Below are 21,741 nucleotides of genomic sequence, written 5' to 3'. Positions count from 1 at the left end.
AATACTTCCCTCCCCCCTTTAATGCTCGCGATAACTCACCATATTGCTCTCCATAATAAATATAACTTACAAGTTGAGAATGAAATTTCATTTCGGCTAAAACTTGATGTAAAGCCTCACCATTTTTTAACTGTTCCATTCCTTTCTGTAAATCTTCTTGTCTTTTTTTCGACTCCTGAAACGTTAAAAAACGAATCGCTTGTGCTAAAGAATAACCGTGTTCCAACAATTCCCCAAGCTTTAGTAAAAATGAAGCTTGCTCCTTTACCTTCCATTTACCCCCTCTCATCAATAAATACCAATCTTTCAAATTCTTTGTTCTCGACAAAGCCCATCGCTACAGCTTTACCGATTTCTTCTTTCAACGTTCGATGGCGAGCTTTGATATTCTCTCCTTTTACTCCTTGTAACACTTTCACTAAATCTCTTCCATAAAGAAGTTCATACACACTTGCTCGCTTATTTGCAGCACCGCCTACTGTTCTTCGATTTTTTAATTCGACTAAACGCTGTGCCGTTACGGCAATTAAACTTTGTTCAATTTCTAACCAGCTTACACCAAACTCTAACAGCCGTGAAATAGCTCCTGTGGCATCGCGGCTATGCATCGTTGTTAACAGTAAATGGCCTGTAAGTGCCGCCCTAATCGCTATTTTAGCTGTTTCTGAATCACGAATTTCTCCCACCATAATTACATCGGGATCGTGACGTAAAGCTGCCTTTAAACCGACTGAATACGTAATTCCCGCTTTCTCATTAATTTGAACTTGCAATACGTTTTCGGATTGATTTTCGATAGGATCTTCAAGAGTAATAACATGGCGGTTATACAATTCCTGCACATGATGAAGGATGGAGTACAGCGTTGTCGTTTTGCCTGATCCAGTTGGTTGAGCACTTAGGGATAACATGTTATAATCCCTTTTTATATAACATTAGAAGGTGAACATCATGAAGGTCGCAATATATTTAAGAAGAAGCCGTGATGAAGAAGGTCTGGGCATTGATGAAGTGTTAAAGGTGCATGAACACACTCTCGTCAATCTCTGCCGGAATAACAATTATGCTTATGATGTATTTAGAGAGATAGCTTCATCTAGTAGCATAGGCAACAGACCAGAAATGGTCCATATGTTAGAACTAATCAAACAAGGTATGTATAATGCAGTTGCTGTGATGGATATAGATAGGCTTAGCCGCAATGAATTCGACTCAAGCGACATTAAACGTGTCCTACATGACACTGGAACACTAATCATAACACCATACCGCATATACGACCTACAGAAAGACGATGACAGCCTCTTAATGGGTGTAAGCAGCCTCATAGCATCGCAGGAATACAAGCTGATACACAAGCGGATGCAGAGAGCTAAAACATACTGCAAACAACAGGGACAATGGGTGGATGGTATTCCTCCGCTTGGATACGATAAAGGCAAAGATAAGAAACTAGTACCAAATGATAGAGCCGAAGATGTCAGATTCATTTTTAATTCAATTGTAGATGGAAGGACAATACCATCACTCATAAAAGAGCTTGAAAGAATGCATATAAGGACGCGTACAGGCTCTCAATTCCATTACAATGCTATTCTTCGTATCGTCAATAATGAGGTGTATAAAGGCTGTCTTCACGGCCTAAAGGATACTCACGAAGCCATTGTAATAGCCGATGTATGGAACAAAGCGAATACAATTGTGAATGAATATAGCTTTAAGGCTCCTAGAAGCAAGAATCGTGTGTATCCTACTACTGGATTGATTTACTGTGGTAACTGTGGCAAAGTACAAGGATGTAATTATCATCCGCACATTGATAAATACTATGTAAAGGTATGTAAGTGTGGCAATAGAACATACTATTATAATGATGTATTAACGCTAATTAAAGCAGATGTATTAAGCCACAAAGAAACACTGTTAAATAGCATTTTAGAGCTTGAGAACAACACAGAGAGCAATAATACCACTACCTATCGTACAGAACAGCTCCAGAAGGCCATACAAAAGGTTGAGATAGCTTTAGATAAGATAGAGATTCTGTTTGAAGAAGATGAAATAACGCTGCCCCAGTATCGAGAGAGAAAGACTAAAAGACAAGCTGAATTAGAATCACTGCATGCAGAATTAGAAGCCATTCCTAATACGGAAGCTGTGAAACAATCACTGGAAGAACAGCTCGCTGCGATTGATACACTGGTTGGCAAGTGGCAGTTTCTAGATGGAGAAGGATTATCAGATGAGGTTGTTAATCGAGTCCTCCACGTGCTAATTAGAGGCATTGTTTGGAGGTATGATAAGGGCCGCACTACTCCAGTGTTAAGGATCGTATATAAATAGTCGCTCTCAGACAAATCGAGTAAGTCTATAAATCGAATCTCGATTAATGAGAAAGACCCATATAGACAAAAAAGGCGCTCTAGAAATAATCTAGGCGCTTTTTTTTATAGTCTGTAATAATATACTTGCTGCAGCTTTGATTGCATCTGCTGATGGTTTATTAACAACGATAACTTTAATTTTGCTCATGTCTGACTCCCCTTGCTGTTATTTGCTAGAGGTATCGAAACCATTTAAACAGAAAAACGCAATGGTAATGTTTACCCACGCCTCGGTTTAACAAATTTAGCAGTTTGGCGTAGTTATCTTTATTAAAAGAAAGAGGCCTCAGATGACCTCTTCAAGAGTTATACTACTTAGCATATGACATTGCATAGATGCTGTTAAATAGGTTATGATTACTTATGATATTGGAAATCCTTGGAGACTTTCATTGTTAGCCACAATGGGAGTCTTTTTGTTTTCTTTGTATTGGTTAATCATGTCGTAATCCTTTGGTGTTAAGCGTTGTGTACCTTCTATTATTATCTCTTCTATTTTATCTATATCACCGCCATACGCTTCAAATATGACTGCTAAGGATGGTGCAGCTTGTTTTCTTAACCACTCTTCCTTATCTTCAATGGTTTTTGTTTCTTTGATTATGGTGAGCGGTAATACATCTACTCCAGCGAGAAAATTCCTCCAAAAGGGTGCTGTTTTCCACCTACTACGATTCGAATCCTTACCTTTTACAGTAAATCGTAGGTAATTCTTCAATATACCGCAAACAGTTTTCCCGATGGCTATTTCACCTTCTTTTTCTGTTGCTAATATTTCCGCTACCAATTGGGCTTTTGTATTCCTTAACTGAATCTCCGTACGATTCCAAAAGCTGATGCCGTCGGGAAGCATGTAATTGGTGTTTTGTCGCTCACTCAACTTGTCATACATTCTAATTTGGACATTGGACTTATTGGAGCCAAAATAGACCGTTATCCCTCCAACTTTTCCTGTTGTAATTTCTATATCCTCGAAATTACGAGCCCTTTTAAACTTCGATACCAGTTCTTTGTTCTTAACTTTCCTTACTATACCTTTAATAGTAAAAAATCCTTCGAAGTCATCCACTGCAATATCCAAACGTGAGAAGGAAGCTTGATAATCAAGCACAACCGTACATAGTTGTTTCCAAGAACGCTTGTTGTAGCTTTCATACTCCCTGCATCCACGACCCGTCATCTCCAAATGGATGCCCATATCCTCCCTTCCATCAAAGAAAATTGCTATGCTGCTATTACGCAAACATTGACGATATCCATTGGTCCCTCTATCAAGAAAAAAGGTGGCTGGATTGAGCAGTAAAATGTCCGAAATTAATTGTTCCGGACTTACAGAAAAGAAAGTGACTTCAAGCCAGTCTATACAAGCCCTCAAGCCGTTTTCCAATGTATGCCCACCTCCCCTGTTAGTGTACGGGAATTGAAAATCTCTTAATTCCGCTTTGTTTTGTTGTCCCATTGTAGTAATTTTCCTCCTATATTTATAAGCCTTCGGCTAGTGGGCAAAAAGATCGTGCCCATAATTTGCAAAACACGGTTAACATAGATCAACATCTAAAAATACTAGTAATGAAAAATGAGCTCATATCATGCTATTATCAAGGGTTGTTCAGCCCCGCTTCACAAAAGTGTAGCTAACGCTAAACTTCAAGCCCTTGACAATAGCACCCTTCCCCGTTGCCGTAAGATCACCGACGGCACCGCACTGAATTAGAAGGAAGTAAGGTGTTCCGTCAGTCTTTCTAGTTTAACGGGTCCGGGAAGATAGATAGAGCAACTGCACAATTCTTGCCCATTGCAAACCTTGGGCTTTGCCCAAACCCCACCCTCCGGACAGCCCCCTAAATTAGAAAGGGAAACCCCTATTGTCCCAATATGCGGTTTGGAGCACATGTATAACCCGGCTTTGTGAGAGCGTTCCTAACGGCGTCTATCCGTACATAAGGTGTTTCAGATGACTTTTTTGGTCTATTCGTCATCTGCAAGTACCGTATACGCCATTGATTCGCTTCTTTTTGAGCCTTTGTTGTATCCACACGGCTGTTTTCATCTTCCAACCGCTTAATAAGTGTTTCATAGTAATTCATCATGCTGTTAAATCCTCCTTATTTGTCCGGCGGTTTGCAAATCCCGCAACCTTTTTTTGCTGTTTTTCTTGTTTCAACTGCTTTATTTGTTCGTCATAAGCCCCCGCAATGTAAGAAACGATAATTTCCTCATGGTTAGGGCTAATTTTTTTGAGATCCCGCTCATAACGGGAAACCAATGTATAGCAAATTCCAGTGATAGCTTCAAACTCTTTAAGAGTTAATCCATCAATTTCACGGTTCCAGTTGAGCATTTCACCAAGTGATAAGTCCTCAACCATAATTTCCATAGATTCATCAAACATCATTTTCGCCATGCTATTTCCACCTTTTCTTTTATTTGCGGTAAACATAAGCACTTGTTTTCGATTAGTCAAATGTTTTTAATAGGCTTTTCTGAATTCACTGTTTTAGATGCCACCCAGTGGGGGTGCAGTTGCTAAAACACCCATATACAAGCGTTTTTAAGGTATTCAGAGGTTCCGAGTAGCAATTTAACTATGGACATTTTTTTCGGTCTGTTTGACCAAATTTATTTACTTGTAATTTTTTCCTATATAGATAAATTTTTTAATATTTTTCGAAGGACAAGGTGGTTTATATGGGTTTTATCCGGAAATGTTACCGTGCCCACCCCCGGGGGGAAGATTGCGTTGGTAAAGGTATACCTTTAAGGACAGCTATAAACTTAGTTTATTTTCGTTTGTAATGGTATGAAAATAAATATATAAACGTTTTTTTAATTTTAATTACCTTTATAAACGAATAAGATAAAATTAGATTAAGGAGAGGATTAAAATGGTAGCAACAAAAGTATTTGGATACATAAGAGTTTCAGCAACTGATCAGAACGAAGCGAGACAATTAGAAAAGATGTTAAGTAAAGGAATCAATGAAAGAGATATTTACGTTGATAAAGCTACAGGAGCCAATTTTGAGCGTCCTTTATACCAGGCATTAAGGAATAACCTCAGGGAGGGCGACTTAGTTTATATTGATGCATTAGACCGCTTAGGACGTGATTATGACGGCATCAAAAAGGAATGGCAGCACATAACCAGAGAAGTTAATGCAGATATTGTCATACTTGAAAACGAACAGTTATTTGATAGTAGAAAATTTAAGAGTATGGGCGATATGGGAAAACTCATGGAAGACCAATTTCTTTCTCTTTTGTCTTATGTAGCAGAACAAGAGCGCAAGAAGATTAAACAGAGACAAAAAGAAGGTATTGCAGTAGCAAAAGCCAAAGGAAAGCATCTGGGCCGCCCGAAAATGGGGTTAGATACATTATCCAAGAGCCAACTTAAAACATTTCAAGAAAAGTATTCAGAATGGAAAGCCGGCAACATTAAGGCAGTTGAATTTATGCAGATACTAGACCTAAAAAAGAACACATTCTATAAAATTGTTAAGGAATATGAAGCTACAAATTAACCATTTTACAGTGAAGTTTAACAGAACATAAAATGAACAGAATAAGCAACACCACAAAATGACAAAAAGAGTCTGGATAGGACCGACTCTTTTAAAAAATGCTCTACATATAGAAATTTTCATATTCTTTTATAACTTTATGTATATGTGGAAATAGCCTGTATGTCTCAACATATTTGATAGCATGAAGCTGACCTTTTAATACTAGAATTAGTTTTCTCACATCATCCTTCATTGGCATTGGTTGATTCTGTACCTCTGCCAAAGGAAATTGTTTTAGCCTAAGGAAATTCTGATACATTTCTTTTTGTAAGGCATTTGAAGATCTAATTGCTTTTTTATCAGTAACAATGACACCTGTAATTTTTTTAGCTTGATCACCGGCATAATATTTTATTTTCCGAGGATGAATTGTAAGTTCATACTTCGATATTATATTTATTACCTGTTTGATAAAGTTTTTAGGTATGCTAGAACTTTTCGAAAACACCATATCGTCAACAAACAACGAAAATTTAATATTGAATCTTGCCGCTAGTATATAGATACCATTAAACATATCAAAATAAGACAAATAGGAAAGAATCGTGCTTGTAGGAAATCCTTGAGGTAAGTTCCTACTATCTTTATCCCTAGAGGGCTGCGTAGTCAATAATGTTAGAATTCTTGAAACATCCGGACTCATTTTTAACTTGTTTTTAAAAAAGCCGTAAACATAAGAATCTTTTGTACTTGGAAAAAAATCTTTTATGTCTATTTTACAAACATGTAAATTATCATTATTTTCGGTAGTATGGTACAGCGCATGAAGTTTATGATCCTTTCCACGCATACCACCAAATACGTAAGCTGGATATTCTGTAGACTGAAGTAAACTATTTAATTTCCTTAACATTCTTTTGTATCTTACATCTTGGTCATACAACTCTCTTACTTTGTTTCCCTTCTTCTTTGTAAATGGAAAACACTGAAAAGAAGCCTCTAAATCCTTCAATGCCTTTGCATCGATTGACAGGATTTTCGATAGCTTCTTTTTTGATTCCAATCTAAATAAAGGGCTGGTTTCAAAGTCCATTTTACATAAACCCCTTTAATTTTATATCGGGAATTAGAGATGATTAAAAAGAGTTCTTTAATAAAGCTAAAGATGGAATCCGCATTAGGAAGGGCTTGAGAACCGATCAAATAACCAAGGCCAGATGTAGCGCCTAAAAGAAATCTTAATAGCAGTTTCTTCAGCTTCAATCTAAAGCGTTTTTTCCTCTCTTTTTTCTGATGGATGCGAGCTTGTTTTCTGGTTTCCATATTAAAACCTCCTTTGAATTAAGGGCCTTAGCCCCCCTCTGCTCAATTCAATTAAAGGAGAAATACGGGACATACCATCAGCATCTCTAACCCCAAGAGTAACCAAACCTCTGCTCACTCTTAGTACTTGTGAACCTATTATCGTAGTTTAGTTGTGTGCCATAATGATAGATAGTGTGACACACGTGTGCCCGGGTACACTGTGCCTCGGACGTCAGTGATATCACCTGTCTTCAAAATGCTCGCTCATCATAACAACTGATGAACTAAAAATTTGCAGAGAATAATTCCCATTCAAGCTTCGCAGTTTTATTATACTACATTAGTAAGATTATCCAAAGTGATTTACTCAAAAAATATCGAAAAATCTGATAATATGTCTTACAGTTTTACCTCACATTATTCTTTGATGCTTACCAGGTTATGATCGCCTGTTATTTGGTTCACTAAATAGCCGCTGATTTACTACCAAAATCTTTTAGGTTTTAGGTTCAACTACCACATGGAAGAACGCATTTTTATTACAATTTTATGTGGTGAAGGTCTGCTTCATGGTTGGCTAACAGGTCAGGCAGTTTATGTACCGGTTTTAAAAAGTTATTATAGCAATTACAGATTATCTTCGTAATGATTAAACCAATCCAATAAATTAGTTTGGTTTAACACAGGGAAATTAATTCCATCTATTATCTGTGCGAAAGAGAAGTTGTTAGTAATAAAAATCCCACTAACTTTAGTTATTTTGGTTTTATCTACTGTTAAGTCTCTACAAATTAAATCCAAATTCTCTTCAACAAATTCTATCTTTTTTTGAAGTTTGTACGAGAAAGTGGTCTTAGTTTTTTTTATTTCGTTACCAATCGACTGTGTATTATATTTAAAAGGGAAATTTTTGCATTCAATTACAAACAAAGTATCTTTAAACATGCAAATTATATCAATTTGTCCTGGTGGTTTTTTAAATCTAACTGTATCGATATATATTTTTTCTACATTATGGATTGTTGGCGCCTCTAATTCTTGTCTTAATTTATTCGCAATTTCCACTTCAAATTCATTATCAATATTTTGGTAAACCCGCTCCAGTTGACTTAATAACTCCTCGTTGTCGACAGTACCATCAATTATGTCGTTGTATAAGCCATTTAGCGCAAAATAAAAGATTGAACTAGGAGAAATAAACCAATCATTATAATAAAGAATTAAGCTTTTTCTTAATGGTCTGGAAGGCCTTTTGGAAATAAGATAATTATTATCTCCAGGTTCTCGAACCATTGAGGATAATAATCTCTTTATATCCTCTGCATCCTTGTTGAAAAATTTTTGGATCTTTCCAGGAAAGGTTTCTAGGGTGCTTATTAACCATGTATTCGAATCATAGTAATTTAGCAGACTAGTAGCTAACTCCACAATTTCATCTAAGCTGAAACCAAGGTGTGCTTTGCAAATCCTATTAATCCTATTTAAGTTACTAGAAGAAATATGTTTTTTTTCACTCTTATTTATTAACCAATGAATATTTGCCTCTTGGAACTCTAAAAATTTATCTTCAAAATTTTCAACTTTATTTTGTTGCAATAAACCTTCATTTGTTATGGTAAGGGACGGCAGAGAAAAAATTTCATTATTCGCATTATCCCTCAAGTGCATAACTGTCCCGATGGCACGCGAGTATTCTAGCGCCTTTTCTTTATTAACAATATTTGAACTAGAATCTAGGTTTTTTAAGGAGTCGCAAACTATTTCAAGGGTAATTTCAAAGGAAAACTTATCAAGACCTAAAAAGCCTTCCCAGTTTTTAAATACACCATTAAACCTATCGTTATTTTCTTCAAATAGATATAAAAATGAGTCTGACAGTACTTTTCCAAATTCGTATTTTTCATTTGTAACTAACTCATTATGTCGCAATTTATCATGAATCCATGTAAATGAAGCAAATGTTCCTAATACACTTCTTTCAAGATACGTTAATAAACAAATTAGGTATCCCATAGGGTTTTGCTTGGTTAGTTCTTGAAAGTCTTCAATAAGACTGTTTAAAATTTTATTACAAACTTCAGTTATTTCGCCTCTACCATTATACTCCGCGTCTGTTAAATCTAATTTTTTCACATGATTTGTTATCAGTGGATCAGGATCTAAAAAAGTGGGGACTTTAGCATATAAACCTTTTCCTTGAAAAACCACGAGTGTATGACACATTAAATATTTTAAAAGCTCCACTTCATAATAATCTTTGCTCTCATTATATATACTCGAGAAAATGTCTCCAAATAGTTCAAAAGCCTTTTTTTCTTGTTGTTCTTTTTCGTCCAAAACTCTAACCATCCTTTTATTATTTAATACACCTACTATAATCTTATATGTTTTTACGTTTAAAATAAACTCAAAACGTTAAATACTCTATCCTAACCAAAACATGAACAACGGAGCTTATAAAGAACGCATTGATCACCGGATGAAACTGACATAGAGAAAGAAATCTCAATGATTCAATAGGTTTAATAGTCCTGTTATCCCTACGTTACAGGTCATGTCGGACCTGTAAAAATAATCATTCCATGTGAGTGCTTTAAAAGAGAAATCAATCGCTCGGTAGTGGTTGGAAAAAGAGAGAGTTGGTTAAGTGGCAGAATGTTTTGCTGGGGAATTAAACGAATGGCTAAACTTTCAACATATGCTGTAGTAGGTAATGTTGATAATCTAAGCCCGATCACTCTATCTTCTAAATGAAGCGTAATCGAACCATTTTGGGGTCTTCTTTTTTCGCCGATATCCATTGATGCGAGATATTTTAGATGGGAGATAAGGCGTTCTGTTTCTTCAAAAGAGAGAGTTTCTTGGGGAATGAGTCGATTATCGATTCGAAATCGAACTAGCGGACCTTCTTTGCGAGGCAAAATATGAATATCTGATGCAGCTAACCTGATAGCACGCTTCAAAATATCATCTGCCGTTTTTTCAATAGACATGCCTGAGCATTCACCTCCTCATTTTCTATATTTCCAATTTTCGACACTCGCTGGCAAAATCCTTCTTTTTTTCAAAAAAAATTTATTTATATTGGCTATGTCATGATCATACTTTCAATTTTTTCTCATTTCGCGTTATCCAGTAAATACCACTTATTAAATAACCTCATTTCGTTCATATTACTTATAGGTTCTGTTCTATTACACTTTAAAGCCATCTAATGACGGTTTAAAAAAACACCAATTGTTCACAATTTACTAACTTTTAAGCATTTGATAGCTTTTGTATATAATTAAACACTATTAACCTGTGTAAAATGTGAACATTTTCTAAACAAAAAGTGTATCCTCGTTTCCTTCATTCCATTTTTTACTCTCTGTATTATAATGGAACAAATAACATTAGGAGGCGAGAAGGTGGAACAAACATTACGAATTACAAATGTGCTGGCAGACCCTACACGATTTTACATCTACCAATACATTATTAAAAATCATCATGATGTCACTGTACAAGAAATTGCTGATTCATTTGACATTCATCCAAACGTAGCCCGACTCCATCTATCCAAGCTAGAAGACGTAAACATGCTGGTTTCTGAGACAAGAAAAACTGGTAAGGGAGGGCGTCCAAGCAGGCTATATCGATTATCAGATAAAGTTATTCAGCTTCATTTTCCTAGCCGAGATTATCAGCTTCTTGCTAAAATAGCCATCGAATCGATGAGTAAGTTAGGGGAACAAGGGATTAAGGCCTTGTCCCATACTGGAAGAACATTCGGTCAAGAACTCGTGAATCAACAATTAGCTCAAAATGCCATTACTTTTGAGCATTTATCCTTTCAAGGCAAAGTCAATTTGCTCAATAATGTCGCAACCGCTGCAGGATTTTCTCCTAATTTCCAATCAAATTCAGAGGAAAATGAAATTGTTTTACGCATTTCTAACTGTCCATTTAGTGAGATTGCTGTAACCAATCGGAAGACCATTGCCACAATGCGCACCGCTTTTCTAAATGGAATCGTCCAAGCTGTATTCGATAAAATAAAACTAGTAGAAATTCAAGACTCTATTTCTGAATACGCATTCTGTACCTATAAAGCAATCATTACAAAGTAGATACAAACGTAGCTTTACATAGCCCTATCAATTACACTATAATGGTTTTATAATGACAATGTTTGGAAAAAAGAGGAGGGTTACAAATGGAACGCATGTTTAGAGTATGTGGCTTTTGGACAGGAATCATGGCCATTTTCTTCTATTTAGGCGATATGTACCAAACTTCTTTACTTTTCTTTGCTCAAACAGGATTCTTTGTGCTTTTAAGTTATTTAAAACTGTCTGAACGGATGTATTTGTATGTGTTTGGCGCATACTTAACCGTTTTCTTCGCTGGATTTACGTACTATACTGTCTTTTTAATGACCCCTGGTGCCGCTCACTAAAATAATAATACATCGCCCATAAATCTTATTTTATGGGCTGTTGATTTACCCGTTAATAAGCCCCTTTGACTGAACAAGAACTCGAAAATACTCACTATATCCCCCGACAAGTAAACTTCGAATAGCTCGATTTCGCTTTGCTGTTTCCGAAAATGGGTCAAGTCCATTATCTTCTTCTAATTCATCCATGATTCCTGCCTTCACTAAAAATGCCTGCTGTTGTAAAAAATCCTCCTCAACAAATCCATACTTTACTCCTTCTCTTCTTAAACAATCAAAATGAATATGGGACGTTAAATCCATCTTACCTGGATGCTCTAAAACATTCCTTACCATTCTGTGTTGGTAATAACCACGCAAACTGCCTTGACAATGAATGGGTTGTTCCCACTCTTCATCTGTATAACCATAATCAATCGTTACAAGCAATCCAGATTGTATTCGCGATGCAAGATTTTGATATAGTTCCACCATTTGTAATGGTATTTCCATGCGCTGTCCTTCTTTTAAACAAAGGTTCTGACTCTCTAAATAAGAAGTAATTTTATCATTCTTCAATGGCGATTTTATTTCAGTAAGCGTTTCGTTCTTTACTGTAACAAATACCTCCACCATTTCTCCATTCTGCTTCTCAATACTATGAACAGGTAAAGCATCGAACAACTCATTGGAGAAAACAATTCCATTTATCTCTGAATTTTGCTCAAGAACACCTCCAAAAGAAACCTGAGGAAAAGCCATTAGCCGTTCTTTTTGCCTCTGCTGATGGTCTAAACTACGATCAACTAATCTATATTCAACACAATCAAAAAGTTGAATCTCCTTCTCTTTCCAATAATGCAATATATCATAAGCAAGCTTTCCGTCTCCAGAACCCATTTCAATGATTGTTGGAGGCAGGTTGTACTCCTTTATTAGATAAGCAAACCATTTAGCTAATACTCGCCCAAATACATCTCCTACATTGACAGATGTATAAAAGTCTCCCTCTCTCCCAATTTTCTCCCTGGAACGCATATAATAGCCAATCTCCGGTGTATATAAAACGGCCTCCATGTACTCGCAAAAAGAAATTTTTTGGTCCGGACTATTCATAATTAGCTGTTTCATATACTTCTCCATTACACTGCCACCCCCATTTACCTTCTAATATTATAAAAAAATAGGCACCTGAAACAAAATTTGTCTCAGATGCCTGTTAACTAGAATACATAATGCTCAATAATTTTCACAAAGGCTTTTCCGATTATGACCAGCGCTTTCTCCTCAAAATCAAAACGAGGATGATGGTGTGGAAAATGCGTGCTTTCATGCTCATTTCGAGCCCCCACTTTAAAGTACGTTCCCGGTTTTTCTTGTAAAAAGTATGCAAAATCTTCTGCGCCCATGGACGGCTCGAATTCTACAATCGACTCTTTTGAAAATAGTTCTATCAAAACTTCTCTCAATAATTCCGTTTCCGAAGGATGATTATATAAAGCCGGATAGCCATTTAAATAATCAATATGATAACTAGCATGATGTGCCTCCGTAATCCCTTTAACAATAGAACGGATTTCTTCTTCAATTTGAACGCGTACATCATGGTCAAAAGTACGAACGGTTCCTTCAAGCTTAGCTGAATTGGCAATAACGTTGAAAGCATCACCTGCTTGAAAAACGCCAATAGTGACCACTGCTGCCTGTAAAGGATTAATTCTGCGACTCACAATTTTTTGCAAAGATTGGACAATTTCGCTTCCAATCACAATGGAATCAATTGACTGATGAGGTCTCGCTCCATGTCCCCCTTTTCCTTCAATTGTAATCGTAAAAGCATCGACTGCAGCCATACGAAATCCTGAACCAACCGCCACTTTTCCATAGGGAATATCTGTTGCTAGATGTGCACCAAATACAGCGTCTACTCCATCTAATGCCCCGTCTTCGACCATAAATTTTGCGCCGCCAGGAGGCTTCTCCTCTGCATGTTGAAAAATGAAAATGAGTTTCCCTTTTATTTTTTCTCGAAACTGGCTAAGCGTTCGTGCTACCCCAAGCAGTGCAGATGTATGGCCATCATGACCACAAGCATGCATCACACCTGTTTTTTGTGATTTATATGTCGTCTCCTTTTCATCCTGAATCGGAAGAGCATCAAAATCTGCTCTTAAGGCGATTGTTTTCCCTTCTTGTTCTCCTGTAAGAATACCAATAACACCATTTCCGCCAATATTCTCTTTTACGTCTAACCCAAAACTACGCAGCTTCTGGGCAATAAACGTTGCGGTTTCCGTTTCCTGAAAAGATAACTCGGGATTTTGGTGTAAATATCTTCGCCATTCAACAAGTTCAGAAAAGCTATTTTCTATTTGTCCATATATCTGTTCCATATGCATCGATTTCACCTCTCCCATCCCATCATAAAGCTTTACCGTTTACAAAAATGGATTGCTTACTCGCTCATCGCCAATTGTTGTCACTGGTCCATGCCCCGGACAAACAATTGTATCATCCGGTAAAGGAAGTAATTTGTTTTCAATACTTTGCAATAATTCATCGTGATTTCCACCTGGTAAATCGGTTCTACCAACACTATTTAAAAACAGAACATCGCCTGAAAATAACATACCCTTATCTTTTAAATAGTAAGAAATACTGCCCGGTGAATGACCTGGTGTTTCAAATAGTTGAAAATGAAACGAGCCAATCGTCAGCTCTTGTTCACTTGTTAGCACATGTTCAGCAGGCTTTAGGCGCATCGGACAATCTGGAAACCATCTTTGCGAACCATTTAACGCTGGGTCTGAGAGCCATTTTGCTTCTCTTTGGTGAATATAGGCAGGAATTTGATAGTGTTCACGAATAGCATCGAGAGCCCCAATATGATCAAAATGAGCATGCGTTAATAACACGGCAAGTGGTTGTAACTTTTTCGTTTGAATATATTGAATAAGCTTTTGCGGCTCCTCGCCCGGATCGAAAATAATACATGTTTGATCATCCGAAAGTATGTAACAATTTGTTTGTAATGGCCCTAGTGGGATTTGATTCCATTTCATATCCTTATCAACTCCAATTTCTTTATTCCTTTCATTATATAACCAAATCGTAAATTGGAATAGCAATCAACATAGCTATTTTTCCATCTCGACAAACTATTCAAAACCAAGTAAACTGTTAATAAATGCAAATTTCTTCCTGTATTTCTCTTAACCATCTTGTTTTTGGGTACACTATACAAGCTGAATGATTAATAAGGAGGTCAAAATCATGGTACTGATGATTATTTTTGGACTTGTTTCAATCCTCGCATTGTTCGCTGTTTTTACTACTTTGAAAAACAAGAATTATTTAGGCCTGCTCTTTGCTGGCGGAAGTGCCGCTGTCTTTGGCTGGTTCACTGTCATGACGATTCTTAACAGCGGGTTTCCTGTTGCTCACTAAACATGTATACATACAAAAATCCCACTTACGGTGGGATTTTTGTATGTATTATTGTTTTAGTTTAAACAATGGTTTCACTTTTTTATGCTGTATATCAATGATGTTCTCCAATTGATAACCATATAAACAGAAGTTCCCATCAGGTGAGCAACTTAATGATTTACTTTTAATATTTTCGAGTATCTTTTCTTTTTTACCTGTCTTCCAATTAAATGTAATCAAATTAAACACTGCTTCATTTTGATTAGAATACGTAGGTTTCGAAGGAATAAAGGTGAAGAAATCTCCTTTTTTCTCATTAAAATCATAGGATGGAATCTTCCAATCCGAATAGCTGTTTACATACGGAACGGAAAACGAAGTAACCGGTTTGTTTTGTTCGTCAAAAAATGTATACGTAGCCCGATTTAGATTTTCAGTTTGCCGTTGAATCGTCATCAGCGTTTGCTTCATCTTCTTAAAATGAACAACACCTAACATGATGCTTTCTGATTCTTTACGATCTAACTCTTTTCTAACTAACGGTGCTGTCAAAGTTTGTTGATCCTTTTGCCAATCAAGAAACATCATTCCGTTTTCACTATCCCACTGAGCAAATGGCTGTGGCTGGTCTATCATATCGATTGTTTGCTCGTTCACATTGACAATATAGCTATTATACGACCAGTCTTTTGAAAAATTAGACAAAAACAAGACACCATCTTTATATATATTCCACTCATATGTGATTTCATAAGCAGGTAATGCTACAGAATATACAGGCTCTCCATTGGCACGTAAAATACTACTTTGTATTTTTTCTTCTAGCGGTGTTGATACAAGAATATACGATTTAGACGGGCTAATCGAAACTGACGAGATTGGTGCAGATGGCTGATACAAAATGGTATGTTTATTCGACTTCAAATTCCAGGCCATTAACTGAGGCCATTCTTCCATTTCCGCCTTTTTAGAATATAGAATCGTGTTGGAATCAAGCCATCCGTAAACAGCTTCTATGTCATCTGTATCTTGGTCTATTGCAGCCAACTGATTGAAGGAAAAATGCTCTTGTAGATTAGAATTTTCGTTTTCACGATGATGTAGATTTTTGGCAGGCTCACAAGCCGCTAAAAACAGGAAAGTGGAGATTGACAATAAAACAAAACAAACACTATATTTCAAATTTACCATAATCTTACCTTGAAACTGCTTGCTTAAAGCAGCATAACACGCTTTAATCCTCCACACACCTCCCATTTTTATGAGCGAGGTAACTAAACCACCTTACGACCTCATTATAAAGCAAAAATAGGAAATATGGGACTCAAACTTTCTTCTTTTTTCTATAAAAATAAACCAACCATTAAAATTTTAACAGCTTCTCGATAAATCGCAGGCATTTGTGAAAGTGGAAGTGGATTAATTCCCTTGCCTAGTTCAACCGTAAAACCTGGTCGTTTAAACTCTTGAATAAACCAATCTTTATACCCCGCATGACTATCTACATATCGAACCGCTCGATATCCACTTTGTCTTTCCATTTCTTTAGCAATTCGTTCTGATTCCTCTGGTTCATGTCCCTCATATCCCCAATAAATTTCCTTTCCTTGTGTATGAAGTGCAATGACCTTAGAAAAATTACGTCGTTCCGCTAATTGTTTCATCACAATCGCTTCCGGTTCGGATAAAAATATTTCGCCCGGAAAATCTCTCGGTGCTTCCGCTTTTGGGAGTTTCCGCTCTTTTTCAATCTGCCAATTGGCCGGAAATTGATTATTTAAGTCTACACCGCGGATATTTGCCTTCCAGCCATAATATTCTGTTTCCCCTTCATTGATATGACGTACATTGAATTTCCCTTCCGCCGCTCGATCTCCTAATACAACAAGATCAACGCCATCCGGGTTCACCATTGGAACGATGGATATGTTCACACGATGATATAGATGAAGAAAAGAGGAAGATTCATTTGTAAAGGACAGCAGCAATTCATTTAACCACTTCATTAATACCGCTGATGTAATCCACTCATTGGCATGAAACGAACCATTATAATGCACAACTGAATCTCCACGACCAAATTGAACTTCCACAATATCTTTTCCTAATACACTATGACCAATCGTTTCTACTTTCATAAATGGGTAATACGTACTTAAAAGCTCTAAATCTTTCTGTAATGATGCCGAACTATACAATTTTTCCGTCTTAATCAGCGGTTTTATTAGGCGAACTGGGACGAGAAATGGAGAGTTCATCGATTGCTGCACTCCATTCACAAGATACAACGCATCGAGCGGAAGCTGATACACTCGTCCTGCCGTTTCCATCGACATTTCGGTCTCTTTTTGCAACATAAAACCAGGAATCTTTACTTCAAATCTGCTTAATAGTTTCTCTTTCTTCGTCTGTGGATTCGCATCTTGAATCAATTCTAGTGGAATTTGAAAAAGACGGCTATAATACTCTAAACTGTCTCCTTCTCTGCTGATAATTTTCATATCATCCCTCCATCCTTGCTTCACTCTATGAATGAAACTAACCAAAAATGTAAAGGAAATCTGAATTTCACCATAAAAAACCTGGCCTCAGCCAGGTTCATTTCTTTTCATAAAAACGAAGAAGATCTCCATAAATTAGTTTATCCGAATAATTAAGTTCCTGCTTTGCGATATCGACGTAAGGCTGACACGCTTGTAAATCAGTAACTTCTCCTGTTTTCTTGTCATAGCATGTATCCATCGTATAGACATAATTATCGGTAATAAAACTACTATCCCGAAGCACAGTAAAGTCCACATAATCGTTAGCGAATAAATCATTCCCCAGCTCCATATAATTGTCCGTTTGAATCCCTAATAGATGCAGCAATGTTGGTCTTACATCAATTTGTCCGGCCACATGTGAAATGGTTTGCCCTTCCTGACCAGGAATATGAATAATCAGCGGGACACGTTGAAGCTGCACCGTTTCAAATGGCGTGATATCTTTTCCAAGAAATTGACTCATAGCATCATTATGATTTTTTGAAATGCCATAATGATCACCATACAAAACAATAATCGAATTATCGTATAGACCTTCCCGCTTTAAATCATGAATAAACTGCTCGACCGCCTCATCCATATACCGAACGGTTGGAAAATAGCGATTCAACGTATTAGAACTTGAATCATACTGATCAATTGTCTGGTCTTCCTCATTTAAGGTAAATGGAAAATGATTAGTGAGCGTAATAAACTTCGCATAATAAGGCTCTTGCATCTCTTTTAAATGATTAATCGACTGTGAGAAAAACTCCTTATCCTTCAAGCCCCAGTTTACAGAATTCTCCTCTGTAGTCTTATAAGCATCACTATCATAAAAATGCTGATAGCCTAGAGCATCATACATGATATCCCGATTCCAAAAACTACGATGATTTGCATGAAGAGATGCAGTAAAATAGCCCTGTTCCGTTAAAATTTCCGGCATTGCTTTATATTCATTTTGCGCATTTGTAAAAAAAACAGCGCCCCGACCAAGCGGATACAAAGAATTTTCAATAATAAACTCTGAATCAGAAGTTTTTCCCTGCCCTGTTTGATGATAAAAATTATCAAAATAATAGCTTTCTTTAATAAATTGATTTAAAAAAGGCGTAATTTCCTTCCCGTTCACCTTTTCATTGATAACGAAGCTTTGCAACGATTCCAATGAAATCATAATCACATTTTTCCCTTTAGCAATGCCAAACAAATCGGCAGCTGGTTCTTTTTGATTCGCTCGAACATAGTTTTCAATTTCAGTTAATTCACTGCCATCAGCTAAAGCACGTTGTGTAGAGGACTTCGTTTGCAAAAATAAATCATACAAATGATATTGATATGCCCCCATATTTTTCACAAGTATTTCACGATCGAACGTTCTTGTTAATAGTTCTGGACGTTCCGCTTCCGCTAATGCTAAATGAAAAAATGTTACGCCTAACGCAAAAAATACCAAAGCTTTTCGACTTTGCTGATTCCATGTTCGCTGAACAAATGCAGCCGGTCTATACTTCACTAACAAAATAAGTATAAACAAATCAACGAAGTAGAACAAATCCGTCACATTCATTAATTCATGCACACTGCCGCCTAAATCACTCATATTGCTCGTTTGAAAAAGAACAGGAATCGTTAAAAAATCATTAAAAAAACGGAAAAACATTAAATTAGCAAATAAAACAAACGTTATGAGGGTACTCATCACTAATATATACAGCGTTCGCTTACTTTCTTTTAAAAAGATTGACCCACCTAAAACAAGCAACAAAAAGCTAATTGGATTCAAAAATAAAATAAGTTCTTCAAATAAGTTATCCGTGTTAATGTTAAAGCTTACTTTATAGGCAATATACGTTTTTAACCAAAGAAATATAAACGTCAGCCTAAACAAAGAATAATTCCTATTTTTCTTATGCAAATATACACCCCCTTGCAAACCATTCCAATCATTTATCTAATTGATTTTTTATCAACCAAGCTGCACCAATGACGCCTGCGTCATTGCCTAATGTAGCCTGTAAAATGTCCGTCGACTTCGAAACACGTTTAAAAGCGTGCTTTTGAAAAACAGTACGAACAGAATTAATTAACAAATCACCAGCTCTAGAAACTCCTCCACCAATAACGATTTTCTCTGGATTAAGAAGGTTACCAATATGAGCTAGAGCCATCCCTAAATAATGACTTGTTTGTTCAATAATCTCTAACGAAAGCTTATCTCCTTCTGCCGCACATTCAAACACTAGTTTAGCAGAGAGCAAGTTTCCCTCATTCATTTTCTCTTGTAGGAGAGAAACCTTTTTCCTCGTTAACGCTCCTTTAGCCAGACGGACAATTCCTGTCGCTGAAGCCACAGTTTCTAAGCAACCTGTATGCCCGCAATTACAAGGTGCGCCATTCTCGGTAACAACCGTAATATGACCAACCTCACCAGCAGCACCGCTCGCTCCATGAACGACTTGCCCATTCGCAATGACACCGCCACCAACACCTGTGCCAAGTGTAATACAAACGACATCTTTTGCTCCTTGACCAGCCCCTTTCCACATTTCTCCTAAGGCGGCCATATTCGCATCATTGTCAATGACAACAGGCAGCAATGTCTTCTTTTCTAATACATCCTTTAGCGGATAATTTCGCCAGCCTAAATTGATTGCCTCATAAACGGAGCCACTTTCAGACCGTACTGGCCCCGGGGCTCCCATCCCAATACCTAGAAGCTTACTTCTCTTTTTCTTCAATTTTGCCAGCTTAGCGTCTATTTCCTTGACGATATTCGGAATAATATGTACACCATTTTCTGAAATATCGGTGACAACTTGCCATTTATATATAATCTCTCCCGATGTATCAATAAAAGCAAGCTTCGTTGATGTACCGCCTAAGTCAACACCTACCAGCCATTTCCCCATAGCCACCCACCTTTTATCAAGAATTTTTCCGTTTCTTCTCACGTTCAATTTCTTGTCGTAGTAATAAAATGGCCATTTGATAATCTTTTGTATCCATCATTTGTGAACGATATATTTCACGAACTTCTGCTTCCATAAGCTCTAAATCAGCTACACGATCTCCAATATAAATAAATGTTCCAAATTTTTTCAAAAACTGTTGAATATCATAGATTGTTTTCATCTCATACCTCTTTACTATTTTCTACTTGAAAGTATATCGAATTAACTACTAGGTAACAAGCCTCTTCTACCTATATAAGCTTCACTCAACATCTCGCCTATACTTAAACCCTTTCATACATGTCCCTCTCCCTTCATATACTGAAATCAGCGCATAAGTCGGGGGAGGAAACTATGAAAGGACAATATATATATAATTTTATTCTATTGCTCGTTACCGTGATTATTATGATTTATTTTTCAACGACGCGGCAAGCTGAAGAAACCATCATTTTTTTCCCAATTGATCCCACACTTCATTTTGAAGACGCGGCCACTCATATAACAGCCAAACAAATTAATAACAAAACCTATCAGGTCCACTGGCAAACTCGTTCCACACTAACTGAGCCTGCTTATTTACGCCAAGATGTCTCCCTTTTGTATAAAAACGGCGACTTAATCGGAATCTTAAATAAATGGAAGCAGCATGAACAAACTATTATACAAAAAGACAAACAGAAAGAACGAGACAGCGCTCGTTATGATGCCATCACGTTCCATTATGCAGAAGTTCATCCTAATAAAGATGTGTTCACAAGTGTTCAACAAATGAGCCAAGCAAAGCTCTATGCGATTACAACGCCTTCTTTTGAAACATTCCAGAGGCCAGTATCTGCTGAGCAGCAGCAATGGCAAAGTGTTCTAGATAATAACCTAAATGCCAGACTAGCTTCACGTTTGAATAAATCATTAACTTACTTTCACATTGATAAAAGCCAGTACGAAACAATTTCCTTAATTGAATTACCAACGAAGGCTAATCATATTTTTCGCACCTTTCCAAGCGCAAAGCGAGAAGAAATAATCGGCAAACTTTGGGAAGGCATTTATAAACATTATATTTTAGGAATTAAAACGGAAGACGGTACAGTCCTTCCAGTTGAAGGCAGCTCCATTCCGCAAATTTTAGTTGCCAAGGACCAGAGCGAGCTGCTCGCTCTATTCACGCTTCAAGATGGAACACCGTTCATGCTTCGTCAACAGCTTTAGCTC

At 36.9% G+C, this 21,741-nt stretch carries 23 protein-coding genes; 6 read left to right on the top strand and 17 right to left on the bottom strand.

What is annotated here, in order from left to right; all coding sequences use genetic code 11:
- Positions 1-289 (bottom strand): type II secretion system F family protein (locus tag V7068_RS03990; protein WP_499711191.1); only part of this gene is annotated, 289 nt, incomplete at its 3' end.
- Entirely contained in the window at positions 276-911 is a 636-nt protein-coding gene (locus tag V7068_RS03985) for an ATPase, T2SS/T4P/T4SS family (protein WP_499711189.1), read from the bottom strand. The genes V7068_RS03985 and V7068_RS03990, both read right to left, overlap by 14 nt.
- A 40-nt stretch (positions 912-951) precedes the next feature.
- Between V7068_RS03985 and V7068_RS03980 the strand changes: the two genes are divergently transcribed.
- Positions 952-2,343, top strand: coding sequence for a recombinase family protein (locus tag V7068_RS03980; RefSeq protein WP_499711187.1), 1,392 nt, complete (start codon positions 952-954; stop codon positions 2,341-2,343).
- A gap of 402 nt (positions 2,344-2,745) precedes the next feature.
- Here the strand turns inward: V7068_RS03980 and V7068_RS03975 are convergent, their stop codons facing one another.
- The 3 genes from V7068_RS03975 to V7068_RS03965 form a co-directional block, all read right to left on the bottom strand.
- Positions 2,746-3,843: a replication initiation factor domain-containing protein gene (locus tag V7068_RS03975; protein ID WP_499711186.1), complete on the bottom strand. Its 1,098-nt coding sequence runs from the start codon at positions 3,841-3,843 to the stop codon at positions 2,746-2,748.
- 403 nt (positions 3,844-4,246) lie between these two features.
- Positions 4,247-4,474: a hypothetical protein gene (locus tag V7068_RS03970; protein ID WP_499711185.1), complete on the bottom strand. Its 228-nt coding sequence runs from the start codon at positions 4,472-4,474 to the stop codon at positions 4,247-4,249.
- Positions 4,471-4,788, bottom strand: coding sequence for a helix-turn-helix domain-containing protein (locus V7068_RS03965; RefSeq protein WP_499711184.1), 318 nt, complete (start codon positions 4,786-4,788; stop codon positions 4,471-4,473). The genes V7068_RS03970 and V7068_RS03965 overlap by 4 nt, the downstream gene beginning before the upstream one ends.
- 481 nt (positions 4,789-5,269) lie before the next feature.
- Here V7068_RS03965 and V7068_RS03960 point away from each other — a divergent pair, with 481 nt between their 5' ends.
- Positions 5,270-5,908, top strand: coding sequence for a recombinase family protein (locus V7068_RS03960; protein WP_499711183.1), 639 nt, complete (start codon positions 5,270-5,272; stop codon positions 5,906-5,908).
- Between the two features lie 103 nt (positions 5,909-6,011).
- Here the strand turns inward: V7068_RS03960 and V7068_RS03955 are convergent, their stop codons facing one another.
- From V7068_RS03955 to V7068_RS03940, 4 genes are all read right to left on the bottom strand, one after another.
- Positions 6,012-6,983, bottom strand: a complete 972-nt coding sequence (locus V7068_RS03955; RefSeq protein WP_499711182.1) for a reverse transcriptase family protein — start codon at positions 6,981-6,983, stop codon at positions 6,012-6,014.
- Positions 6,899-7,213 (bottom strand): hypothetical protein, encoded by a 315-nt coding sequence (locus tag V7068_RS03950; protein WP_499711181.1) that lies wholly within the window; start codon positions 7,211-7,213, stop codon positions 6,899-6,901. The genes V7068_RS03955 and V7068_RS03950 overlap by 85 nt, the downstream gene beginning before the upstream one ends.
- A gap of 609 nt (positions 7,214-7,822) precedes the next feature.
- Positions 7,823-9,532, bottom strand: a complete 1,710-nt coding sequence (locus V7068_RS03945) for a nuclease-related domain-containing protein (RefSeq protein WP_499711179.1) — start codon at positions 9,530-9,532, stop codon at positions 7,823-7,825.
- Positions 9,533-9,747: 215 nt separating this feature from the next.
- Positions 9,748-10,188 (bottom strand): ATPase, T2SS/T4P/T4SS family, encoded by a 441-nt coding sequence (locus V7068_RS03940; RefSeq protein ID WP_499711178.1) that lies wholly within the window; start codon positions 10,186-10,188, stop codon positions 9,748-9,750.
- Between the two features lie 417 nt (positions 10,189-10,605).
- Here V7068_RS03940 and V7068_RS03935 point away from each other — a divergent pair, with 417 nt between their 5' ends.
- Entirely contained in the window at positions 10,606-11,307 is a 702-nt protein-coding gene (locus V7068_RS03935) for a helix-turn-helix transcriptional regulator (protein ID WP_499711177.1), read from the top strand.
- 86 nt (positions 11,308-11,393) lie between these two features.
- Positions 11,394-11,636: a DUF2626 domain-containing protein gene (locus V7068_RS03930; protein WP_119115521.1), complete on the top strand. Its 243-nt coding sequence runs from the start codon at positions 11,394-11,396 to the stop codon at positions 11,634-11,636.
- Between the two features lie 45 nt (positions 11,637-11,681).
- Here V7068_RS03930 and V7068_RS03925 read toward each other — a convergent pair whose 3' ends face one another.
- From V7068_RS03925 to V7068_RS03915, 3 genes are all read right to left on the bottom strand, one after another.
- On the bottom strand, positions 11,682-12,758 hold the full coding sequence (locus V7068_RS03925; RefSeq protein ID WP_499711175.1) for a class I SAM-dependent methyltransferase: 1,077 nt from the start codon (positions 12,756-12,758) through the stop codon (positions 11,682-11,684).
- A gap of 80 nt (positions 12,759-12,838) precedes the next feature.
- The gene (locus V7068_RS03920; protein WP_499711174.1) at positions 12,839-14,014 is read right to left on the bottom strand and encodes a M20 metallopeptidase family protein; all 1,176 of its coding nucleotides are present in this window, start codon (positions 14,012-14,014) and stop codon (positions 12,839-12,841) included.
- A 39-nt stretch (positions 14,015-14,053) separates the two neighbouring features.
- Positions 14,054-14,677 (bottom strand): MBL fold metallo-hydrolase, encoded by a 624-nt coding sequence (locus tag V7068_RS03915; RefSeq protein ID WP_403147340.1) that lies wholly within the window; start codon positions 14,675-14,677, stop codon positions 14,054-14,056.
- Positions 14,678-14,888: 211 nt separating this feature from the next.
- Here V7068_RS03915 and V7068_RS03910 point away from each other — a divergent pair, with 211 nt between their 5' ends.
- Positions 14,889-15,062, top strand: a complete 174-nt coding sequence (locus V7068_RS03910) for a DUF2759 domain-containing protein (RefSeq protein ID WP_119115525.1) — start codon at positions 14,889-14,891, stop codon at positions 15,060-15,062.
- Positions 15,063-15,110: 48 nt separating this feature from the next.
- Here V7068_RS03910 and V7068_RS03905 read toward each other — a convergent pair whose 3' ends face one another.
- The 5 genes from V7068_RS03905 to V7068_RS03885 form a co-directional block, all read right to left on the bottom strand.
- Positions 15,111-16,292, bottom strand: coding sequence for a YqgU-like beta propeller domain-containing protein (locus V7068_RS03905; RefSeq protein ID WP_499711172.1), 1,182 nt, complete (start codon positions 16,290-16,292; stop codon positions 15,111-15,113).
- A 95-nt stretch (positions 16,293-16,387) separates the two neighbouring features.
- Entirely contained in the window at positions 16,388-17,545 is a 1,158-nt protein-coding gene (locus V7068_RS03900; protein ID WP_499711171.1) for a M14 family metallopeptidase, read from the bottom strand.
- Between the two features lie 97 nt (positions 17,546-17,642).
- Complete coding sequence (locus tag V7068_RS03895) at positions 17,643-19,490, bottom strand: LTA synthase family protein (RefSeq protein WP_499711170.1); 1,848 nt, start codon at positions 19,488-19,490, stop codon at positions 17,643-17,645.
- Between the two features lie 28 nt (positions 19,491-19,518).
- Positions 19,519-20,484, bottom strand: a complete 966-nt coding sequence (locus V7068_RS03890; RefSeq protein WP_499711169.1) for an ROK family glucokinase — start codon at positions 20,482-20,484, stop codon at positions 19,519-19,521.
- 16 nt (positions 20,485-20,500) lie between these two features.
- On the bottom strand, positions 20,501-20,707 hold the full coding sequence (locus V7068_RS03885; RefSeq protein ID WP_119115528.1) for a YqgQ family protein: 207 nt from the start codon (positions 20,705-20,707) through the stop codon (positions 20,501-20,503).
- A 173-nt stretch (positions 20,708-20,880) separates the two neighbouring features.
- Between V7068_RS03885 and V7068_RS03880 the strand changes: the two genes are divergently transcribed.
- On the top strand, positions 20,881-21,738 hold the full coding sequence (locus V7068_RS03880) for a hypothetical protein (protein ID WP_499711167.1): 858 nt from the start codon (positions 20,881-20,883) through the stop codon (positions 21,736-21,738).
- Positions 21,739-21,741: the final 3 nt, after the last annotated feature.

This window comes from Bacillus sp. JJ634 (genome assembly GCF_036962285.1).
GTDB classification, from domain to species: Bacteria; Bacillota; Bacilli; order Bacillales; family DSM-1321; genus Peribacillus; species Peribacillus asahii_A.
Note: the sequence above shows the minus strand (reverse complement) of the source record. Positions and strands in the feature narration are given on the sequence as shown.

Bases quoted from the DNA above. Each gene is read 5' to 3' on its own strand.
- V7068_RS03950 (WP_499711181.1), bottom strand. From the start codon at position 7,213: ATGGAAACCAGAAAACAAGCTCGCATCCATCAGAAAAAAGAGAGGAAA.
- V7068_RS03920 (WP_499711174.1), bottom strand. From the start codon at position 14,014: ATGCATATGGAACAGATATATGGACAAATAGAAAATAGCTTTTCTGAA.
- V7068_RS03890 (WP_499711169.1), bottom strand. From the start codon at position 20,484: ATGGGGAAATGGCTGGTAGGTGTTGACTTAGGCGGTACATCAACGAAG.
- V7068_RS03960 (WP_499711183.1), top strand. From the start codon at position 5,270: ATGGTAGCAACAAAAGTATTTGGATACATAAGAGTTTCAGCAACTGAT.
- V7068_RS03940 (WP_499711178.1), bottom strand. From the start codon at position 10,188: ATGTCTATTGAAAAAACGGCAGATGATATTTTGAAGCGTGCTATCAGG.
- V7068_RS03985 (WP_499711189.1), bottom strand. From the start codon at position 911: ATGTTATCCCTAAGTGCTCAACCAACTGGATCAGGCAAAACGACAACG.
- V7068_RS03970 (WP_499711185.1), bottom strand. From the start codon at position 4,474: ATGATGAATTACTATGAAACACTTATTAAGCGGTTGGAAGATGAAAAC.
- V7068_RS03910 (WP_119115525.1), top strand. From the start codon at position 14,889: ATGGTACTGATGATTATTTTTGGACTTGTTTCAATCCTCGCATTGTTC.
- V7068_RS03880 (WP_499711167.1), top strand. From the start codon at position 20,881: ATGAAAGGACAATATATATATAATTTTATTCTATTGCTCGTTACCGTG.
- V7068_RS03975 (WP_499711186.1), bottom strand. From the start codon at position 3,843: ATGGGACAACAAAACAAAGCGGAATTAAGAGATTTTCAATTCCCGTAC.
- V7068_RS03965 (WP_499711184.1), bottom strand. From the start codon at position 4,788: ATGGCGAAAATGATGTTTGATGAATCTATGGAAATTATGGTTGAGGAC.
- V7068_RS03925 (WP_499711175.1), bottom strand. From the start codon at position 12,758: ATGGAGAAGTATATGAAACAGCTAATTATGAATAGTCCGGACCAAAAA.
- V7068_RS03930 (WP_119115521.1), top strand. From the start codon at position 11,394: ATGGAACGCATGTTTAGAGTATGTGGCTTTTGGACAGGAATCATGGCC.
- V7068_RS03980 (WP_499711187.1), top strand. From the start codon at position 952: ATGAAGGTCGCAATATATTTAAGAAGAAGCCGTGATGAAGAAGGTCTG.
- V7068_RS03915 (WP_403147340.1), bottom strand. From the start codon at position 14,677: ATGAAATGGAATCAAATCCCACTAGGGCCATTACAAACAAATTGTTAC.
- V7068_RS03885 (WP_119115528.1), bottom strand. From the start codon at position 20,707: ATGAAAACAATCTATGATATTCAACAGTTTTTGAAAAAATTTGGAACA.
- V7068_RS03900 (WP_499711171.1), bottom strand. From the start codon at position 17,545: ATGAAAATTATCAGCAGAGAAGGAGACAGTTTAGAGTATTATAGCCGT.
- V7068_RS03955 (WP_499711182.1), bottom strand. From the start codon at position 6,983: ATGGACTTTGAAACCAGCCCTTTATTTAGATTGGAATCAAAAAAGAAG.